Source organism: Streptomyces sp. NPDC031111, assembly GCF_055570675.1.
Genome location: NZ_JBVIGS010000002.1, coordinates 316,622 through 334,256, shown reverse-complemented (window position 1 = coordinate 334,256; position 17,635 = coordinate 316,622). Strand labels below are relative to the sequence as shown.

At 72.8% G+C, this 17,635-nt stretch carries 16 protein-coding genes; 2 read left to right on the top strand and 14 right to left on the bottom strand.

The features are described 5' to 3' along the window. Window positions 1–25: 25 nt before the first annotated feature. From ACZ470_RS05300 to tsaB, 5 genes are all read right to left on the bottom strand, one after another. The gene (locus tag ACZ470_RS05300) at window positions 26–4,297 is read right to left on the bottom strand and encodes a LamG-like jellyroll fold domain-containing protein (protein ID WP_468424569.1); all 4,272 of its coding nucleotides are present in this window, start codon (window positions 4,295–4,297) and stop codon (window positions 26–28) included. Between the two features lie 213 nt (window positions 4,298–4,510). Continuing rightward, on the bottom strand, window positions 4,511–4,774 hold the full coding sequence (locus tag ACZ470_RS05295) for a hypothetical protein (protein ID WP_468424568.1): 264 nt from the start codon (window positions 4,772–4,774) through the stop codon (window positions 4,511–4,513). Beyond that, a complete protein-coding gene (gene tsaD, locus ACZ470_RS05290; protein ID WP_468424566.1) occupies window positions 4,771–5,856 on the bottom strand; it encodes a tRNA (adenosine(37)-N6)-threonylcarbamoyltransferase complex transferase subunit TsaD in 1,086 nt (361 codons plus the stop codon). The genes ACZ470_RS05295 and tsaD overlap by 4 nt, the downstream gene beginning before the upstream one ends. Continuing rightward, window positions 5,849–6,415 (bottom strand): ribosomal protein S18-alanine N-acetyltransferase, encoded by a 567-nt coding sequence (rimI, locus tag ACZ470_RS05285; RefSeq protein ID WP_468424564.1) that lies wholly within the window; start codon window positions 6,413–6,415, stop codon window positions 5,849–5,851. The genes tsaD and rimI overlap by 8 nt, the downstream gene beginning before the upstream one ends. Next, window positions 6,412–7,065: a tRNA (adenosine(37)-N6)-threonylcarbamoyltransferase complex dimerization subunit type 1 TsaB gene (gene tsaB, locus ACZ470_RS05280; RefSeq protein ID WP_468424562.1), complete on the bottom strand. Its 654-nt coding sequence runs from the start codon at window positions 7,063–7,065 to the stop codon at window positions 6,412–6,414. Before tsaB ends, rimI begins: the two co-directional genes overlap by 4 nt. A 118-nt stretch (window positions 7,066–7,183) precedes the next feature. Between tsaB and ACZ470_RS05275 the strand changes: the two genes are divergently transcribed. After that, on the top strand, window positions 7,184–7,723 hold the full coding sequence (locus ACZ470_RS05275; protein ID WP_468424560.1) for a hypothetical protein: 540 nt from the start codon (window positions 7,184–7,186) through the stop codon (window positions 7,721–7,723). Between the two features lies 1 nt (window position 7,724). Here the strand turns inward: ACZ470_RS05275 and ACZ470_RS05270 are convergent, their stop codons facing one another. The 5 genes from ACZ470_RS05270 to ACZ470_RS05250 all read right to left on the bottom strand — a co-directional run bounded on the left by ACZ470_RS05270 (window position 7,725) and on the right by ACZ470_RS05250 (window position 12,916). Next, window positions 7,725–7,901 carry a hypothetical protein gene (locus tag ACZ470_RS05270; RefSeq protein ID WP_468424558.1) on the bottom strand — a complete coding sequence of 59 codons (177 nt, stop codon included), beginning with the start codon at window positions 7,899–7,901 and terminating at the stop codon, window positions 7,725–7,727. Window positions 7,902–8,042: 141 nt separating this feature from the next. Then, entirely contained in the window at window positions 8,043–8,567 is a 525-nt protein-coding gene (gene tsaE, locus ACZ470_RS05265) for a tRNA (adenosine(37)-N6)-threonylcarbamoyltransferase complex ATPase subunit type 1 TsaE (RefSeq protein WP_468424556.1), read from the bottom strand. Further along, the gene (locus ACZ470_RS05260; RefSeq protein WP_468424554.1) at window positions 8,536–9,735 is read right to left on the bottom strand and encodes an alpha/beta fold hydrolase; all 1,200 of its coding nucleotides are present in this window, start codon (window positions 9,733–9,735) and stop codon (window positions 8,536–8,538) included. Before ACZ470_RS05260 ends, tsaE begins: the two co-directional genes overlap by 32 nt. Further along, window positions 9,732–10,922 (bottom strand): alanine racemase, encoded by a 1,191-nt coding sequence (alr, locus tag ACZ470_RS05255; protein WP_468424552.1) that lies wholly within the window; start codon window positions 10,920–10,922, stop codon window positions 9,732–9,734. The genes ACZ470_RS05260 and alr overlap by 4 nt, the downstream gene beginning before the upstream one ends. A gap of 560 nt (window positions 10,923–11,482) precedes the next feature. Further along, a complete protein-coding gene (locus tag ACZ470_RS05250) occupies window positions 11,483–12,916 on the bottom strand; it encodes an NAD(P)H-hydrate dehydratase (RefSeq protein ID WP_468424551.1) in 1,434 nt (477 codons plus the stop codon). A 148-nt stretch (window positions 12,917–13,064) separates the two neighbouring features. Here ACZ470_RS05250 and ACZ470_RS05245 point away from each other — a divergent pair, with 148 nt between their 5' ends. Continuing rightward, the gene (locus ACZ470_RS05245) at window positions 13,065–14,240 is read left to right on the top strand and encodes a hypothetical protein (protein WP_468424549.1); all 1,176 of its coding nucleotides are present in this window, start codon (window positions 13,065–13,067) and stop codon (window positions 14,238–14,240) included. Window positions 14,241–14,294: 54 nt separating this feature from the next. Here ACZ470_RS05245 and ACZ470_RS05240 read toward each other — a convergent pair whose 3' ends face one another. From ACZ470_RS05240 to glmS, 4 genes are all read right to left on the bottom strand, one after another. Next, the gene (locus ACZ470_RS05240; protein ID WP_468425184.1) at window positions 14,295–15,134 is read right to left on the bottom strand and encodes an RNA polymerase sigma factor SigF; all 840 of its coding nucleotides are present in this window, start codon (window positions 15,132–15,134) and stop codon (window positions 14,295–14,297) included. Window positions 15,135–15,229: 95 nt separating this feature from the next. Further along, window positions 15,230–15,358 (bottom strand): hypothetical protein, encoded by a 129-nt coding sequence (locus ACZ470_RS05235; RefSeq protein ID WP_468424547.1) that lies wholly within the window; start codon window positions 15,356–15,358, stop codon window positions 15,230–15,232. Between the two features lie 5 nt (window positions 15,359–15,363). Next, window positions 15,364–15,735 carry a holo-ACP synthase gene (locus ACZ470_RS05230; protein WP_468424545.1) on the bottom strand — a complete coding sequence of 124 codons (372 nt, stop codon included), beginning with the start codon at window positions 15,733–15,735 and terminating at the stop codon, window positions 15,364–15,366. A gap of 36 nt (window positions 15,736–15,771) precedes the next feature. Further along, a complete protein-coding gene (gene glmS / locus ACZ470_RS05225) occupies window positions 15,772–17,619 on the bottom strand; it encodes a glutamine--fructose-6-phosphate transaminase (isomerizing) (RefSeq protein ID WP_468424543.1) in 1,848 nt (615 codons plus the stop codon). Window positions 17,620–17,635 lie beyond the last annotated feature (16 nt).

Below are 17,635 nucleotides of genomic sequence, written 5' to 3'. Positions count from 1 at the left end.
GTGCGGTGCGTCTGTTCTCGGCACGTCAGCCGTTGCCGGGGACGGTCGTCCCGGTGCCCGGCATGCCGACCGCGAGGCGCTCGATCTGCAGGTCGTTCAGGGCACCCTGGAAGGTCCAGACGTCCGAGACGGAACCGGGGAAGTGGGCCCCGGCCCGGTCGCGGCCGAGCCTGAGCGACTGGACGGCCTTGAAGGTCACGACGTTCTCGGCGTACGACACCCGCTCGGTGCAGCCGGTGACGTCGGGCGTGCCGTCGTCGTCGGCGTCCGTGCAGGCGACCTCCTCCAGTTCGCCGTTGACGTAGAGCCGCAGCTCGCGGGCGAAGCCGTCGTAGACCAGCGCCAGGTGTGTCCAGTCCTCGGGGGTGTAGAACCGCCCGTTCTCCACTTGTGACGACTCGGCACCGGTGGTGTCGGCGTCGCTGGTGACGATCCGCCAGCGTCCCCCGTCGGTCCCCGGTGTCTCGGCGGGCACGTACCGCACCGAGAGCGCGTCCTTGTTGGTGCCGGGCGCGCTGAGCAGCGCGACCTGACCGGTGGGTACGCCCGCGGTCTTCGCGAAGGCGCTGACGCTGAAGCTGGCGCCGGTGTCGACGGTCACCGTGCCGTTGGCGGTGGCGGCGTAGTCGTCGACGCCGTCGAAGGTGACGCCGCCGTCCACCCAGGCTTCCCCGAGTGCCGCGCCGTTGTACAGGCTCAGGCCCGCGCCGGCGGGGCCGGCGTCCGGGGTGACCGGCGGGGTGGCGGTGGACGCCGTCTCGAACTTCCAGCGGCTCTTGACCACCGGGTTCTGCTGGAACAGCTGGCGCACCTCGTCGCTGGAGACGGCCCGGTCGTACAGCCGGACCTCGTCGACCGCGCCCTTGAGCGGGCTGACCAGCTTGCCCCCGTAGTAGGCGCCGCCGACGGTGACCTCGCCGACCGCCAGCCACGGCGTGGTGAAGGCCGCGGTGGCCTCCAGCGTGCCGTTGACGTACAGCCGGATCTGGGCGGTGTCGATGTCGTAGACGCCGACGACGTGGTTCCACTCGCCGAGCCGTGCCGCCGAGCAGTTGGTGTCCGCCGGGCACGCGGTCTGGACGGCGCGGACCACCGTGGACTCGGCGGTGTCGGCCTGCTCCCGCATGAAGACCCAGCCGCCGAGCGCCGTGGAGTGGTACAGCTCGAAGCCCGGGGCGACCGAACTGCTCTGGGAGACGGCCGTCATCGCCCGCGCCTCCTTGTCCTTGGGCAGTTTCACCCAGGCGGAAACCGTGAAGCTCTGGTAGGTGTCCATGATCGGGCGGCCGGTCGTGGCGTAGTCGTCGACGCCGTCGAACTCGACCGCGCGGCCGTTGACGCCGTCGGCTCCGGATGCCGTGCCGTTCCTCAGCTGCGCGGCGGCCTGCTGGGCGCGGCCGGTCAGCGTGGGAGCGGTGGCCTCCTCGTCCATCGGGAGGACCAGTTTCGCCGGGCGGGACGAACTCACCGGCTGCCGGTCGTGCAGCCGGCCCACCTGGCTGTCGGAGAGCTGGTAGTCGAAGAACTGCGCCTCGTCGAGGGAGCCCTTGAAGAAGTTGCCGACGGTCCCGTAGTGGGAGGCGGCGCCGAGCAGCGTGCGCCCGCGGGCGTCCCAGGGGGCGGTGAAGGCCTCGGTGGCGACGAGGGCGCCGTCCACGTACAGCTTCATCACCCGGTTGACGTTGTCGAAGACGCCGACGAGATGGGTCCACCTGTTGACCCGGGCCGCCTGGCAGGCGGTGTCCGCGCTCGGGCAGGCCGGCTGGGTGGCCCGGACCGTCGCGGTGCCGGCCGCGTCGGTGCCGTGCCGCAGGAAGGTCCAGCCGCCGAGCGCGGTGGAGTAGTAGATCTCGTAACCGCTGGTGTTGGCCCCGGCCTGGGCGACGGCGACGGGCGCGCCGGTCGGGGCGCTGGGCAGCTTCGCCCACAGCGACACCGAGAAGCTCTTGGAGGTGTTGAGCACCGGCGAGTCGCTGGCCGCGTAGTCGTCGGTGCCGTCCAGCGTCAGGCCGCCTCCCTGGTCGCCCTCGCCGCCGGGCGTGAGGCCCCCGTACAGCGGGACGGGCCACTTGCCGCCCTCGCCCATGACCTGGCTCGCGCCGGCGCCCTCGTCGAACTGCCAGGACAGCCGGTCGGGCTGGCCCGAGCGGACCCGGAAGTAGTAGGTGCGGGTCTCCGAGCCGTTGCCGGCGGCGTCGAAGGCCTTGGCGGTGACGAAGTTGACTCCGGTCTTCGTCGGCATGATCTTCACCGACTTGGCGCCGCCGCCGGAGGTGGTGAGCGTACGGGCGCTGGTGGGCTGCCCGTTGACGCCGAGCCAGTACTTGGTGACGTCCGTGGAGGACGAGTCGACGGTGAAGGTGCCGTACCGGCCCACCCCGTCCCACCAGGGATCGTTCGGGTCGGCGTCGTCGGAGCGCGGGTACTGCGCGGAGCTGATCGCCGGGCCGGCCGGTACGGAGGTGTCGTAGACGAAGTGGCAGCTGTGCGCGTTCTCCGCACTCCACGGCGACCACTGGCCGCCGTCCCAGGCGCGGGCCTGCCAGCCGACGAGCTTGTTCTGCGGGACGGTCGTGGGCAGTTGGATCGAGAAGTCCGAGCCGGACGCCTTGTCGGTGCTCCTGGCGGAGATCCAGCGCTGCTTCCAGCCGTCGCCGCTGTCCCACAGCGCCCGGAACTGCACCTGGATCCGGTCGTTGTCCGGGTCGGTCACGTCGCTGGCCCGCACGGTCGCCCGCGACCTCACCCGTACCGGGGCGGAGTTGTTCACACAGGCGCCACCGGGGTCCATGGTGAGCTTGGAGGTGCTGATCCTCGGCGGCGGGCGGTTGTACTGGACCCGCAGGTAGCCGGCGTCGGAGAAGCGCTTCCAGGTGTAGCGGTCGTCCTCGCTGGTGGCGCGCAGCCCGAAGGTGATGGTCGACCACTTGTTCGCCGCCGCCTGCGCCACGGCCGTCTTCACGTTGAACTCGGCGTCCGCCGACGCGCAGCCGTCGTAGCCGTGGGCGAAGCTGCGGGTCTGGAGGTGGTCGGCCCAGAATCCGGCGGCGTTCTGGCTGTTCCAGGTGGTGGAGGAGTTGATGCCCCTGGTGCGCCAGATCTGCACCTCACGCGCCTGACAGGAGGCAGCGTGCGTCTCACGGACGACGAACTCGGCGGAGAGGATGCTGCGGCCCGCGAACTTGGTCGTCGGGAACTGGTAGAAGAGCCGCTTCACGTCGTACGGCTTGCAGTAGTCCCAGCCGCAGTAGCCCAGTCCCGCGTCCGGGTCGCCGTTGAACTTCCACTGCGGAGAGCTCGCCCAGTACCGGGACGCCATGGTCCAGGAGGTGGCGCGGGGCGTGTACCACTGGGGGTCGATGTAGACCGGGTAGACCGTGCCGTCCCCGGTGAGCAGCTCCTGGTCGGGGGTGAGGACGAGTTCGCCGCCGCCGGCCGTCACATCGACGCCGACGGGGGCGAGCCGGCCGGACTCGGCGGCGCCGGGTTCGGCCTCCGCGGCCTCGGCTCCGGAGGTGTCGGCGGAGAACGCCGCGGGCCGTGCGGCCGACGCGGACGCCTCCGTGCCGTCCCGCTGCCCCGTGCTGGAGTCCCACATCAGGGGGCGGGGCGCCTCGAACACGACGCCGCCCGCGCCCTCGTCCACCGCTTCCAGGCCGCCGTTCGCGGTCTCCCGGGTGGTCAGGCCCTGGGAGCCGAGCCGCAGCCGCAGTTCGTCGAGTTCCTCGCTCGCGGCGGCCTGGGCCGACTTCACGACGAGGAGCTGGGTGAAGCCCTCGGGCCGCGCGGCGAGCCGCAGGTCCACGTCCGGGAGGATGTCGGGGTAGGTCGCGGTGTCACCGTCCAGGGTGGGTGCCGGTACGTCGCCCGGCCACGACAGCTCCAGGCTCCGCCCGGCCTGTTCCAGCCGCACGAGCGGGCCGTCGCCGCCGCCGGAGAACGCCAGCCCGACCGAGGCCGCCTTCGGCGCGACCATGCCCTTGTCCGGGCCCTCGCCGACGGGAGCCAGGCCGGTGTCGACGGCCTTCCATTCGCCGTCGATCCGGGTCCTGATCGGGCGCAGGTACTCGCGGGCCTCCAGGTCGCCCCCGGGGGTGGCGTACACCTCGCTCGACTCGCCGCGCAGCGAGAGCACCTCGACACTCCGGCCGAGGCGTTCGGCCCGCGCGAGCGCCTCCTCCTCGGTGGCCGCGGCGGCCGGTTCGTCGGCGTCCCCCGCCGCGCCGGCCACCTGCGCGACCGACGGGGTCCCCGCCATGGCGGGGAGGGCTCCCAGTGGCAGCAGTCCGACCGTCATCCCGATGGCCGCACCGATCGCGACCGTCGCAACGGATCTTCCCGCCCTCAGCCGTCCGCGCGCACGACGAACCATCCCGCCCCTCCCCCGTCCAGCATGATCTTGCTGTGGCCACGTCAAGCTAGGGCGCGACTCGGGGAGGAAGGATGAATTCCGTTCGCCGGAACGGTAAATGCAATCAGTCGGTCATGGACAGGACGTGAAGGCGTCGGGTCAGACGCTCCCGAGCGACTCGAAGCGCCAGCGGTGCACCGGACGGGCGATCAGGTCGCCCTCCGGCTCCGGGAGTTCGGGGAGGTCCGTGTCGTAGGGGGCGTCCCACCAGGTGATGACCAGGACGCGGTCCTCGGGGGCGCGGAAGGTCTCGCGGCGCAGGGGGCGCTCCGTCAGTTCCCGGACCCGCTCCTCGGTCCAGGCCAGCAGATCGGCGGCCCGGCCGGGGAGCGCCCGGGCCTCCCACATCAGCGCGACGGTCACGAGTACAGGTTCTCCTTGCTGACCTCGTGGACGTGGTCGTGTCCGGGTACGTGCGGGTCGGTCACCGGCAGCGACGAGTCGGCCGACAGGTCCCAGTCGGAGGCGGGCCGGTTGCGGGCGACCATCTCCGCGCCCAGCGCGGCCACCATCGCGCCGTTGTCCGTGCACAGCTTGGGGCGGGGCACGCGCAGCCGGATGCCGGCCGCCTCGCAGCGCTCCTGGGCCAGCGCCCGCAGCCGGGAGTTGGCGGCCACGCCACCGCCGATCATCAGATGGTCGACGCCCTCGTCCTTGCAGGCCCGTACGGCCTTGCGGGTGAGCACGTCCACCACCGCCTCCTGGAAGGAGGCCGCCACATCGCGCACCGGCACCTCCTCCCCCGCCGCCCGCTTCGCCTCGATCCAGCGGGCCACGGCCGTCTTCAGCCCGGAGAAGGAGAAGTCGTACGCCGGGTCGCGCGGGCCGGTCAGACCGCGCGGGAACGCGATCGCGTCCGGGTCGCCCTCGCGGGCGTACCGGTCGATGACCGGGCCGCCGGGGAAGCCCAGGTTCAGCACGCGGGCGATCTTGTCGAACGCCTCGCCCGCCGCGTCGTCGATGGTCGCGCCCATCGGGCGGACGTCGGAGGTGATGTCGGAGGACAGCAGCAACGACGAATGCCCGCCCGACACCAGCAGCGCCATCGTCGGCTCGGGCAGCGCGCCGTGCTCCAGCTGGTCGACGCAGATGTGCGAGGCGAGGTGGTTGACGCCGTAGAGGGGCTTGCCGAGCGCGTAGGCGTACGCCTTGGCCGCCGACACGCCGACCAGCAGCGCGCCGGCGAGTCCGGGGCCCGCGGTGACGGCGATGCCGTCGAGGTCGCGGGCGCTCACGCCCGCCTCCTTCAGCGCGCGGTCGATGGTGGGAACCATCGCCTCCAGGTGGGCGCGGCTCGCCACCTCCGGGACCACACCGCCGAAGCGGGCGTGCTCGTCGACGCTGGAGGCGACGGCGTCCGCCAGCAGGGTGGTCCCGCGCACGACGCCGACGCCGGTCTCGTCGCAGGAGGTCTCGATCCCCAGGACCAGGGGTTCGTCAGCCATTGATCTCGGTTCCTTGTACGCCGTTCCCGGGATCGCCCGGGTTCACAGAGGTGGACGGGTCGGTCAGCCGCATCACCAGGGCGTCCACGTTCCCCGGCTGGTAGTAGCCGCGCCTGACGCCGATGGTCTCGAAGCCGAAGCGCTCGTAGAGCTTCTGGGCGCGCACGTTGTCGACCCGGCACTCCAGCAGCACCTCGGCGCACTCGAAGGCGGTCGCCGCCCTCAGCAGCTCGGTCAGCAGCCGCGAGCCGAGGCCGGTGCCCCAGTGGTCCCGGGTGACGGCGATGGTCTGGACGTCGGCCGCCGGGGCACTGCGGCCGTCCCCGTCCTCGGCCTCCGCACCGGAGGTGGTCAGGCCCGCGTAGCCGACGATCCGGCCGCCCTCCTCGGCGACGACGTAGCGCCGGGTGGCCCCGGGCCCGCGCGCGTGCGCCAGCTCGGACCAGAACATCCCGCGCGACCAGGCGTCCTCGGGGAACAGATCCCGCTCCAGCTCCAGCACGGAGTCGATGTCCCACCAGCGCATCTCGCGCAGCACGGCAGTCTCGGATCCCGTCACTTGGGGGTGACCACCTTGTAGTTCTTGGGAACCTGGGCATCGGGCCGGCGCAGATACAGCGGCCGGGGCGCGGACAGCTCCTCGCCCGCCGCGAGCCGCTCGGCGGCCAGCCGGGCCAGGGCGGCGGCGGACACGTGCTCGGGCTCGTGCGCCTTGGGGAAGGTGTCCGGGTACAGCAGCGCGCCGGCGCCGACCGCGGGCAGGCCCTTCACCTGCTCGGCGATGTCGGCGGGCCGGTCCACCGCGGGCTCGGTGAGCCGGGTGCGGGAGTCGGCGTAGCGCGCCCAGTAGACCTCCTTGCGGCGGGCGTCGGTCGCCACGACGAAGGGGCCCTCCAGGTCGGACGCGTAGGCCAGGCCGTCCAGCGTGCACACACCGTGCACGGGCACGCCGAGCGCTAGCCCGAAGGTGTCCGCGGTCATCAGGCCGACCCGCAGCCCGGTGTACGGGCCGGGCCCGACGCCGACGACGATCCCGGTCACGGCGTCCAGCCGCAGACCTGCCTCGGCGAGCACCCGGTCGATCGCCGGGAGCAGCAGCTCGCCGTGCCGGCGGGCGTCCACCTGGCTCGACGAGGCGATGACGTCGTGGCCGTCGTGCAGCGCGACGGTGACGGCGGGGGTGGCGGTATCCAGAGCGAGCAAGAGCACGCAAACAGCCTACGGCTCCCACGCCCCGGGCACGGCCGCACGGGCCGTCCGGTCACGTACTGCTACCGTCAGCGACGTACCGTACATGTCGGGGCAGAGCGGGACAGAGGTGACGGCGGTGGCAGGCACCAGCGCGGCGATCGTGACGGGGCTGACCGCGGCGGCCCTCGCGACGATCGGCTACCTCGGCCACCAGGCGGCGGTGAACGTCCCGGCCGAGCTGCGCCCGCGGGCGTCCGGCACCCTCCGCGAGATCCCGCAGGACAAGGAGCACCCCGCGGCCCTGCCCGCGCGGTCGGGGCAGGGCGAACGGGTCGTGTACTCGCTGGGCGACGACCGGGTCTGGCTGGTCGGGGAGGACGGCAAGGTGCGGCGCAGCTTCGGGGTCATCCCCAGCACGGTGGACCCGCAGCCGGGCACCTACCGGGTCACGTCCCGGTCCGGGGCGGTCACCGGATCGGACGGCGTCCCGGTCGAGCACGTCGTACGGTTCGCGTCCGTCGAGGGCACGGCGATCGGGTTCAGCGCGGCGGTCGACGGTTCGGCGCCGCAGCTCGACCCGGCGGAGCGGACGGGCGGCATCCGCGAGACCCGCGCCGACGGCGAGGCGATGTGGAGGTTCGCGACGATCGGCCGAACGGTCGTCGTGACCCGCTGAACTAGGCCGCCTCGCGGTGCTCCTTCACCGGCTCGGAGCCACCTCGGACCTCGGGAGCGCGGGGCGGAGTGGAGACCGCCGCGGCGGCGGCGCAGGCGGCGAGCAGATCCCGCATGGGCACCCCGGAGACCGACGGCGACTGCCCCGTGGACTCACGGGCGCTCTGGGTGGCCGACATGGACGCCTCCTGAAGGTCGGGGGCGGGCGTGGTTAGGTAGACCTAACCACGAACTGGATACCATGTGACCACGGCAGGGACGCCGAACGCAACACTTTGCCGACGCCTTGTCGGAATGCCCGGAACCCGTGAACGAACCGGTCAGGCCGACAGCACGGTCAGATCCGTCGCCGCCCAGCGCTCGCCCAGACCCGTCACGGTCACCTGGCGCACCTCGTCCGCGGTGTCGCCGACCGCGCGGTGGATGACGAGCTGGAGCCGGTCGTCGGTCAGCTCCTCGACCTTGCCCTCGCCCCACTCCACGACGATCACCGACTCCGGCAGCGACACGTCGAGGTCGAGGTCCTCCATCTCGTCCAGGCCGCCGGACAGGCGGTACGCGTCGACGTGGACCAGCGGCGGACCGTCCCCCAGGGACGGATGCACGCGGGCGATCACGAACGTCGGCGAGGTGACCGCGCCCCGTACGCCGAGGCCCTCGCCGAGCCCCCGGGTCAGCGTCGTCTTGCCCGCGCCCAGCTCGCCCGAGAGCAGGACCAGATCGCCGGCGCGCAGCAGCTTGGCCAGCCTGCGCCCCAGTTCGCGCATCTGCTCGGGGGAGGCGACGGTCAGCCGTACGGAGTTCGGTGTCGATTCAGCCGGGTTGTGCGGTGCTGCTGCTTCCATAGCCTCCAACCGTAGCCCCTGCGGGCACCGCGCCCGCCCGGGTGAGCAGGTCGGCGAGGCGGTCGGTGACCACCTCCGGGTGCTCCAGCATCACCAGGTGCCCGGCGTCCGGAACCAGCACGAGTTCCGCCTCGGGCAGCAGATCGGCGATCGCCTCGCTGTGCTCACTGGGGGTGACCAGGTCCTGCACCCCGGCCAGCACCAGCACCGGCAGCGGAGCGAAGTGGGCGAGCGCCTCGGTCTTGTCGTGGTCGTTGAACGCCGGGTAGTACTCGGCGACGACGTCGATCGGCGTGCCCTCGATCATCCGCTCGGCGAACCGGGCGACCGCCGGGTCCACGTCCCGGGACGCGAACGAGTACCGCTTGATGATCCCGGCGAACAGGTCCGCGGTGGCCTGGCGCCCCTTCTCCACCAGCGCGGCCCGCTGCCCCAGCGCCTTCAGCACCCCCGGCAGCACCCGCCGCACCGCGTTGACGCCGGCCACCGGGAGCCCGAAGTTGACCTCGCCGAGCCGACCCGACGACGTGCCGACCAGGGCGACGCCGACGACCCGCTCCCGGATCAGGTCGGGGTACTGGTCCGCGAGGGCCATCACCGTCATCCCGCCCATGGAGTGACCGACCAGCACGATCGGCCCCTCGGGCGCGGCGGCGTCGATGACGGCCTTCAGATCGCGGCCCAGCTGCTCGATGGTGACCGGCTCGCCCCGCTCCACCTGCGCGGCGCCCCGCGCCGACCGGCCGTGGCTGCGCTGGTCCCAGTGCACGGTCCGGACGACGCCCCGCAGCGCGGCCCGCTGGAAGTGCCAGGAGTCCTGGTTGAGGCAGTAGCCGTGGCTGAAGACGACGGTGACCGGGGCCGGGGCCTTGCGGCCGAACAGCCGGCGCCGGCGGGCGGGGGTCGGGTCGGGGTCGACGTCGTCGGCCTCGTAGTACAGCTCGGTGCCGTCATCGGCGTACGCCTTGCCCGGCGTGCCGCGCAGCGCGCCGTACGGTCCGGCGGAGTCGAGGGCGAGGCGGGCCTTCTTCCGCATGCCCCGGCCGACCGTCATCCGCTCTATGGCGACGCCCGCGGCGGCTCCGGTGGCGAGCACGCCTATCGCGACGCCCGCGACACCGGTGGCGCGGCGCCAGCCGCCGGCGGCCTCCGCGATGCCCTCGCTCACGTGGCGCTCCCCTCGTTGCCGTCGTGGACATGGACGCGCGGGACGCGGGTTCCGATCCGGGTGACGATCTCGTACGCGATGGTCCCGGCCGCCTGCGCCCAGTCCTCGGCGGTGGGTTCACCGCGGTCGCCCGGCCCGAAGAGGACGGCCTCGGCGCCCGGAGCCGGCTGGTCCCCGCCCAGGTCGACGACGAACTGGTCCATCGCGACCCGGCCCGCGATCGTCCGCCACTTGCCCTCGACCAGCACGGGCCCTGCGGAGGAGGCGTGGCGCGGGATGCCGTCCGCGTAGCCGAGGGGGACGAGGCCGAGGGTGGTGGTGCCCGGGGTGACGTAGTGGTGGCCGTAGCTGACGCCGTGACCGCCGGGGACGTGCTTCACCAGGGCCAGCGAGGCGGAGAGGGTCATCGCGGGGCGCAGCCCGAAGTCGGCGGGGGTGCCGATCTCGGGGCTGGGCGAGATGCCGTACATCGCGATGCCGGGGCGGACCAGGTCGAAGTGGCTCTCGGGCAGGGTGAGGGTGGCGGGCGAGTTGGCGATGTGCCGCACCTCGGGGCGCGCCCCCTGGGCCTCCGCGTACGCGACCATCTCGCGGAACCGGGCGAGCTGGGCGGCGATGGAGGGGTGTCCGGGTTCGTCGGCGCAGGCGAAGTGCGACCACAGGCCGGTGACGCGCAGCAGCCCTTCCGCCTCGGCCCGCAGCGCCCCGGCGACCAGCTCCGTCCAGTCGTCGCCGGGCTGGCAGCCGCCCCGGCCGAGTCCGGTGTCGGCCTTGAGCTGGACACGCGCGGGCCGCCCGGCGAGGCGAGCGGCCCGGGTGACCTCGTCCAGGGCCCATCTGCCGCTCAGGGACACGTCGAGGTCGGCCTCGATCGCCTCACGCCAGGGCCCTCCGGGCGTCCACAGCCAGCACAGGATGCGTACGTCGGCCGGGACCCCGGCGCCAGGCGCGCGCAGCGCGAGCGCCTCCTGGGGGGTGGCGGTGCCCAGCCAGGTCGCTCCGGCGTCGACAGCCGCCCGTGCGCAGGGGGCCGCGCCGTGGCCGTACGCGTCGGCCTTGACGACGGCCATGAAGGCGGCGCCGGGGGCGCGGTCGCGCAGGGCGCGCACGTTGGCCCGCACGGCGGCGAGGTCGATCTCGGCGCGGGCTCGCAGGTGCGCGGTGCCCGGGGCAGCTGTGTCGTTCATCCCGCCCAGTCTCTCAGAGCAGGCGCTCGGGCTGGTTGGGGCTTGGGCAGCCCCGGGGCCTTGCGGGGCGCTCCGCGTCGGTGCGGGCCGGGGGTTGGTCGCGCGGCCCGGCGCGGTACGGGTGCCCCGGCGTGGGTGCGGGCCGGGGGTTGGTCGCGCGGCCCGGCGCGGTACGGGTGCCCCGGCGTGGGTGCGGGCCGGGGGGTGTTCGCGCAGCCCGGCGCTTGCGGGGTGCCGTCGCGCCCACCCGTGCCGCCCCAGCGGCACGACTGCCCGCGGAGAGCGGCAGACGGCTGCCCGCGGAGGGGCGCCAGGCGGGTGCCCGGGGAGGGTGCGGCAGACGGGTGCCCGGGGAGGGTGCGGCATGCGGCTGGTCGCGGAGGGCGGGACGAAGTGGCCGCACCCCGGGCGGCGGATTGCCGCGTACGGCGCGGAGGGGACGGGGCGGGGGTGGCCGCCCGCAGTGGCTGGCGCGTCCGCGCCCTCAGCCCTCCAAGGAACGTGATTCGCGCCAGTCCGAGGACGGACACCCCCGACCCGGCCCCGACCCACCCACCACCTCACGCCCGTACGACGCTTCGCCAAGCCCCGGCGATCTCCGATGCCACGTCGTACGCCCCCGCCGGTGCGCCGGATGCCGCGAAGCGGCCCGCCAGGCCGTGCAGGTACGCCGCCGCGCTCGCGGCGTCCACCGCCGGAAGCCCCGCCGCCAGCAGTGAGCCCGCCAGCCCCGACAGAACGTCCCCGCTTCCCGCCGTGGCCAGCCACGACGTACCCGTCGGGTTCACCCGAACGGGCCCACCGGCCGCGTCGGCGATCAGCGTCGTGGAGCCCTTCAGCAGCACCGTCGCCCCGTACCTCCCCGCCAACTCCCGCACGGCGGTCAGCCGGCCCCCCTCGACCTCGTGCCGTTCGACACCGAGCAGCGCCGCGGCCTCCCCCGCGTGCGGGGTCATCAGGGTCGGCGCCCGTCGGGCCCGTACCGCCGACGCCTCCGCCAGCCGCAGCCCGTCCGCGTCGATCAGCACGGGCACGTCCGCCGCCAGCACCTCCGCGACCGTCGCCGCGTCGTCCCCGGCCCCCGGCCCCACCACCCACGCCTGCACCCGCCCCGCGTGCTTCGGCCCCCCGTCCGACACCAGCGTCTCGGGGAAGCGGGCGATCACCGCGTCCCCCGCGGGACCGACGTACCGCACGGCCCCCGCCCCGCCCCGCAGCGCCCCCGCCACCGCGAGCACCGCGGCCCCGGGATACCGGCCCGAACCGGCCGCGACGCCGACGACACCACGCCGGTACTTGTCGCTCTCGGTGGCCGGCACCGGCAACAGCCGGGCCACGTCCACGTGCTGCAACGCCTCAAGGTCCGGCTCCGCCGGCAGCTCCAGCCCGATGTCGACCAGCCGCACCGACCCCGCGTACTCCCGCGCCGGATCGATCAGCAGCCCCGGCTTGTGCGTCCCGAACGTCACCGTGAGATCCGCCCGGACCGCCCTCCCCCGCACCTCCCCGGTGTCGGCGTCGACCCCGCTCGGCAGATCGACGGCGACCACGGCCGCCCGCGCCCTCTCGGCCGCGTCGGCGAGCGGCACCGCGTCCGGACGCAGCCCACCGCTGCCACCGATCCCGACGATCCCGTCGACGACGAGATCGGCCCGCTCGATCAGCTCCCCGGCCCCGTCCGTCCCCACGGCCCGACCCCCCGCCCGGCGCAACGCGCCGAGCCCCCCGGCGTGGGCGCGCTCCGGCGCGAGCAGCACCGCGCTCACGCCCGCGCCACGCCGGGCGAGCCGGGCACCGGCGTACAGCGCGTCACCGCCGTTGTCCCCGCTGCCGACGAGCAGCACGACCCTGCTGCCGTACACCCGCCCCAGCACATCCGCGCAGGCCGCGGCGAGCCCGGCGGCGGCGCGCTGCATCAGCGCCCCCTCCGGCAGCCGCGCCATCAGTTCCCGCTCCGCCGTCCTGACCGTCTCCACGCTGTACGCAGTACGCATGCGTCCGAGTCTCCCCCAATCACCCGGCCGGCCCCCGTAACGCGCAAGCCGTTCCCTTGACTCCTTGCCATGCCCTTGCCAAACTCTCCGCCCCCCACCGGATGAATCGATTCAGTCGAATCGGTTCGACGACAGAAGCAGAGGACCCATGGGACGCAGAGCCGCACTCCTCGCCGCAGCCGGCGCCACCGCACTCCTCACCGCCACAGGCACCCTGACGGCCCCCGCCACCGCGGCCACGACGAGCAGCACCCCCGCCCCCGCCCGCGCAGCAGCCTGCGGCGACGGCTCGTACCAGGCCGAGGCCGTACTGAACGGCAGCACCTGGACCGCCCGGCGCGGCAGCAGCACCGTGTACACCGGCAGCGACATGCGCGCGGCCGTCCAGGCGGCGATCAGCAGCCTGTCCTCCGGCCGCACCAGCAAGGAACGGGTCGTGGTCCGCGGCTCGGGCTCGATCTCCGCCGGTTCCCGCATCTCCTTGCCGAGCTACACGATCCTCGACGTCTGCGGCACCATCAACGTCACCGGAAGCGGTTCCGGCGACCAGGCCCCGGTGTACTCCCGCGGCACCCGGGACATCGAGGTGCAGCACCTCAACGTCACCGGCGCCCCGCTGTACGGCGTCTTCCTGCGCAACGTGCAGAACGTCGTCCTCGGCCAGATCGACATGCGTCTCTCGCGCGGCCTCGGCGTGCGCATCGACAACCGCGGCGACACCAGCCAGTGGACGCGCAACGTGCGCATCGACAACGTCTACGTCTCCGGCGCGTCCAGCCACGCCGTGGAGACGTACGGCGTGGACGGCCTCACCATCGGCACGGTGACCGCCCGCAACGTCGGCGAGTCGGGCCTGCTGCTGAACCAGACCGTCAACGCCACGGTCTCCCGGGTGGACGCCGAGAACGCGGGCACGGGCACCGGGTACGCCGCGTTCCGCATGGCCAACCGCAACGGCCGCATCGGCAGCTCGTACTCCACCAACATCCGTGTGGGCGAGGTCGTCGCGCGGGGCGGCGGACGGGGCGTGTTCTGCGTGTCGGAGAGCGGCGGCGCGACCATCGACAGGGTCACGCTCTCGCACACGGGCAACAACGCGATCCTCATCGAGAACTGCTACAACGTGAACCTCGCCGCCCAGAGCGGCACGGTCACCGGAGGCGGCGAGATCCGCCTGGCGGCACGTTCGGAGTTCCCGAACAACAGGGACATCACCATCCAGAACCTCACGGTGACGGACTCGTCGATCCGTGAGAGCCCCTGCGGCGAGAACACGACGTTCCGCAACAACCGCCTGGTGAACAGCAGCCAGTCGATCTGCTAGCGAAACGGGGTGCGGCACACGCCGCACCCCACTTCACCCCTCACCCCTCAGTCCTCACTCCGTGGCGAGCATCCCCGCCCGCAGCCGCTTCAGAGTCCGCGACAGAAGCCGCGACACATGCATCTGCGAGCAGCCGAGCCGCTCACCGATCTCCGCCTGCGTCAGCTCCTCCACGAACCTCCAGTGGACGATCTTCCGCTCACGCTCGTCGAGATCGGCGATCATCGGCGCCAGCGCGTGGAAGTCCTCGACCAGTTCCAGGGCGGCGTCCTCGGAGCCGATGAAGTCCGCCAGCACGCTCTCACCGTCCGGCTCACTGCCGATGGTCGCGTCCAGCGAGGAGGAGTTGTAGCCGTTGGAGGCGATCCGCGCCTCGATCACCTCGTCCTCGGTCAGGCTCATCAGCTGCGCGAGCTCACCGACCGTGGGCGTACGGCCCAGCCGGCTGCGCAGCTCCTCGGTGGCGCGGGCCAGCTGCACCCGGGCCTCCTGGAGCCGGCGCGGGACGTGCACGGACCAGGACGTGTCCCGGAAGAACCGCTTGATCTCACCGACGATGTAGGGGATCGCGAAGGAGGTGAACTCCACCTCGCGGGAGAGCTCGAACCGGTCGATCGCCTTGATCAGTCCGATCATGCCGACCTGGACGATGTCCTCCATCTCCTCCGGACCGCGGCTGCGGAACCGGCCGGCCGCGTAGCGGACCAGGGACATGTTCATCTCGATCAGCGTGTTGCGCGCGTACTGGTACTCGTGCGTGCCCTCCTCCAGCAGCGTCAGCTGCCGGAAGAACAACTTGGACAGCTCACGGGCGTCCTGCGGCGCGACCTGGCCGGGCTCGGACACCTCCGGCAGCTCGGTCACCGTCTGAGCTCGGTCGGTCGTCCGCGCCATCGTCGACGTCACTGTTCGCCCTCCCTGTTCGATCGGCCCGCTCGGGGCACCGGCTCCCCGCGTGTACCCCGGTCCGCGTGAATCACGCATGGCCGTCATCGACGACGGTTCCGCACCAGCCGTACGAGGGCGAAGACGACGGTGAGGACGGCGGCGGCGACGAGGAAGGCGTCACCCCAGACCGGCAGGTCGACCCCGACCCCGGGGAAGGCCACCGAGCCCACCGCTCTCACCCTTCCGCGATCACGACCGCCGAGGCCACCCCGGCGTCATGACTGAGCGACACGTGCCAGGACCGTACGCCCAGTTCGGCGGCGCGCGCCGCGACCGTGCCCGTCACCCGCAGCCGGGGCTGCCCACTGTCCTCGCACCACACCTCGGCGTCGGTCCAGTGCAGCCCCGCGGGCGCGCCGAGCGCCTTGGCGATCGCCTCCTTGGCGGCGAACCGCGCGGCGAGCGAGGCGACACCCCGCCGCTCACCGCTGGGCAACCGCAACTCGCTCTCCAGGAACAGCCGCTGGGCCAGCGCGGGCGTACGCTCCAACGACTCCGCGAACCGCTCGATCTCGGCGACATCGATCCCGACTCCGATGATGCTCATGCGGGCACCTTACGGGTGCGCCCCCACCACTGCCGCCTACTCCACCGTCACCGACTTCGCCAGGTTGCGGGGCTGGTCCACCTCGTTCCCCCGGGCCGTCGCCAGCTCGCACGCGAAGACCTGCAAGGGCACCGTGGCCACCAGCGGCTGGAGCAGCGTCGGGGTGACCGGGATCCGGATCAGGTGATCGGCGTACGGCGCCACCGCCTCGTCGCCCTCCTCCGCGATGACGATCGTCCGCGCACCGCGCGCCCGGATCTCCTGGATATTGGAGACGATCTTGTCGTGGAGGACGGACCGCCCCCTCGGCGACGGCACGACCACCACCACCGGAAGATCGTCCTCGATCAACGCGATCGGCCCGTGCTTCAGCTCGCCCGCCGCGAAGCCCTCGGCGTGCATGTAGGCGAGCTCCTTCAGCTTCAGAGCCCCTTCCAGCGCCACCGGATAACCCACGTGCCGCCCCAGGAACAGCACCGTGTTCTTCCCCGCCAACGACCGCGCCAGCTCCCGTACCGGCTCCATGGTCTCCAGCACCCGCTCCACCGCGCCGGCGATGGACGACAGGTCCCGCACCACCGCACGGATCTCGTCGGCCCACTTGGTGCCCCGCACCTGGCCCAGGTACAGCGCGACCAGATAGCAGGCGACCAGCTGGGTCAGGAACGCCTTGGTCGAGGCGACCGCGACCTCGGGCCCGGCATGCGTGTACAGCACCGCGTCCGACTCGCGCGGGATCGTCGAACCGTTGGTGTTGCAGATCGCCAGGACCTTGGCGCCCTGTTCCCGCGCGTGCCGCAGCGCCATCAGGGTGTCCATGGTCTCGCCGGACTGGGAGATGGCGATGACGAGCGTCTGCTGATCGAGGATCGGGTCCCGGTACCGGAACTCGCTCGCGAGCTCCACCTCGCACGGAATCCGCGTCCAGTGCTCGATGGCGTACTTGGCGATCAGCCCGGCGTGGAAGGCCGTGCCGCAGGCGACGATGACGACCTTGTCGACCTCGCGCAGCACACCCGCCGGAATCCGGACCTCGTCCAGCGTCAGGGACCCGGACCCGTCGATACGGCCCAGCAGGGTGTCGGCGACGGCCTTCGGCTGCTCGGCGATCTCCTTGAGCATGAAGTAGTCGTAGCCGCCCTTCTCGGCGGCGGACGCGTCCCAGTCGACGTGGTACTCGCGGACGTCGGCCGCGCCGCCGTCGAAGTCCGTGACCGTCACCGCGTCCCTGCGCAGCTCGACCACCTGGTCCTGGCCCAGCTCGATGGCGTCCCGCGTGTGCGCGATGAACGCGGCCACGTCCGAGGCGAGGAAGGACTCCCCCTCCCCCACGCCCACCACCAGCGGCGAGTTCCGCCTCGCCCCCACCACCACATCCGGCTCGTCCGCGTGCACGGCGACCAGGGTGAAGGCGCCCTCCAGACGTCGGCAGACCAGCCGCATCGCCTCCGCGAGATCGGCGCAGGAGGAGAACTCCTCGGCGAGCAGATGGGCGACGACCTCGGTGTCCGTCTCGGAGTGGAGCTCGTGCCCGCGTTCGGCCAACTCCTCGCGCAGGGCGGCGAAGTTCTCGATGATGCCGTTGTGGACGACGGCGACCCGGCCCGCGTTGTCGAGGTGGGGGTGGGCGTTGGCGTCCGTCGGACCGCCGTGTGTGGCCCAGCGGGTGTGCCCGATGCCGGTGGTCCCGGTGGGCAGCGGCCGCTCGGCCAACTCCTTCTCGAGGTTGACGAGTTTCCCGGCCCGCTTGGCGGTGGCCAGACCGCCGTCCGCCAGCACGGCGACGCCCGCCGAGTCGTATCCCCGGTACTCCAGCCGCTTCAGTCCGGCCGTCACGACGCTCAGCGCCGACTGAGGCCCCACGTATCCCACGATTCCGCACATGACGGGCAGCCTACGG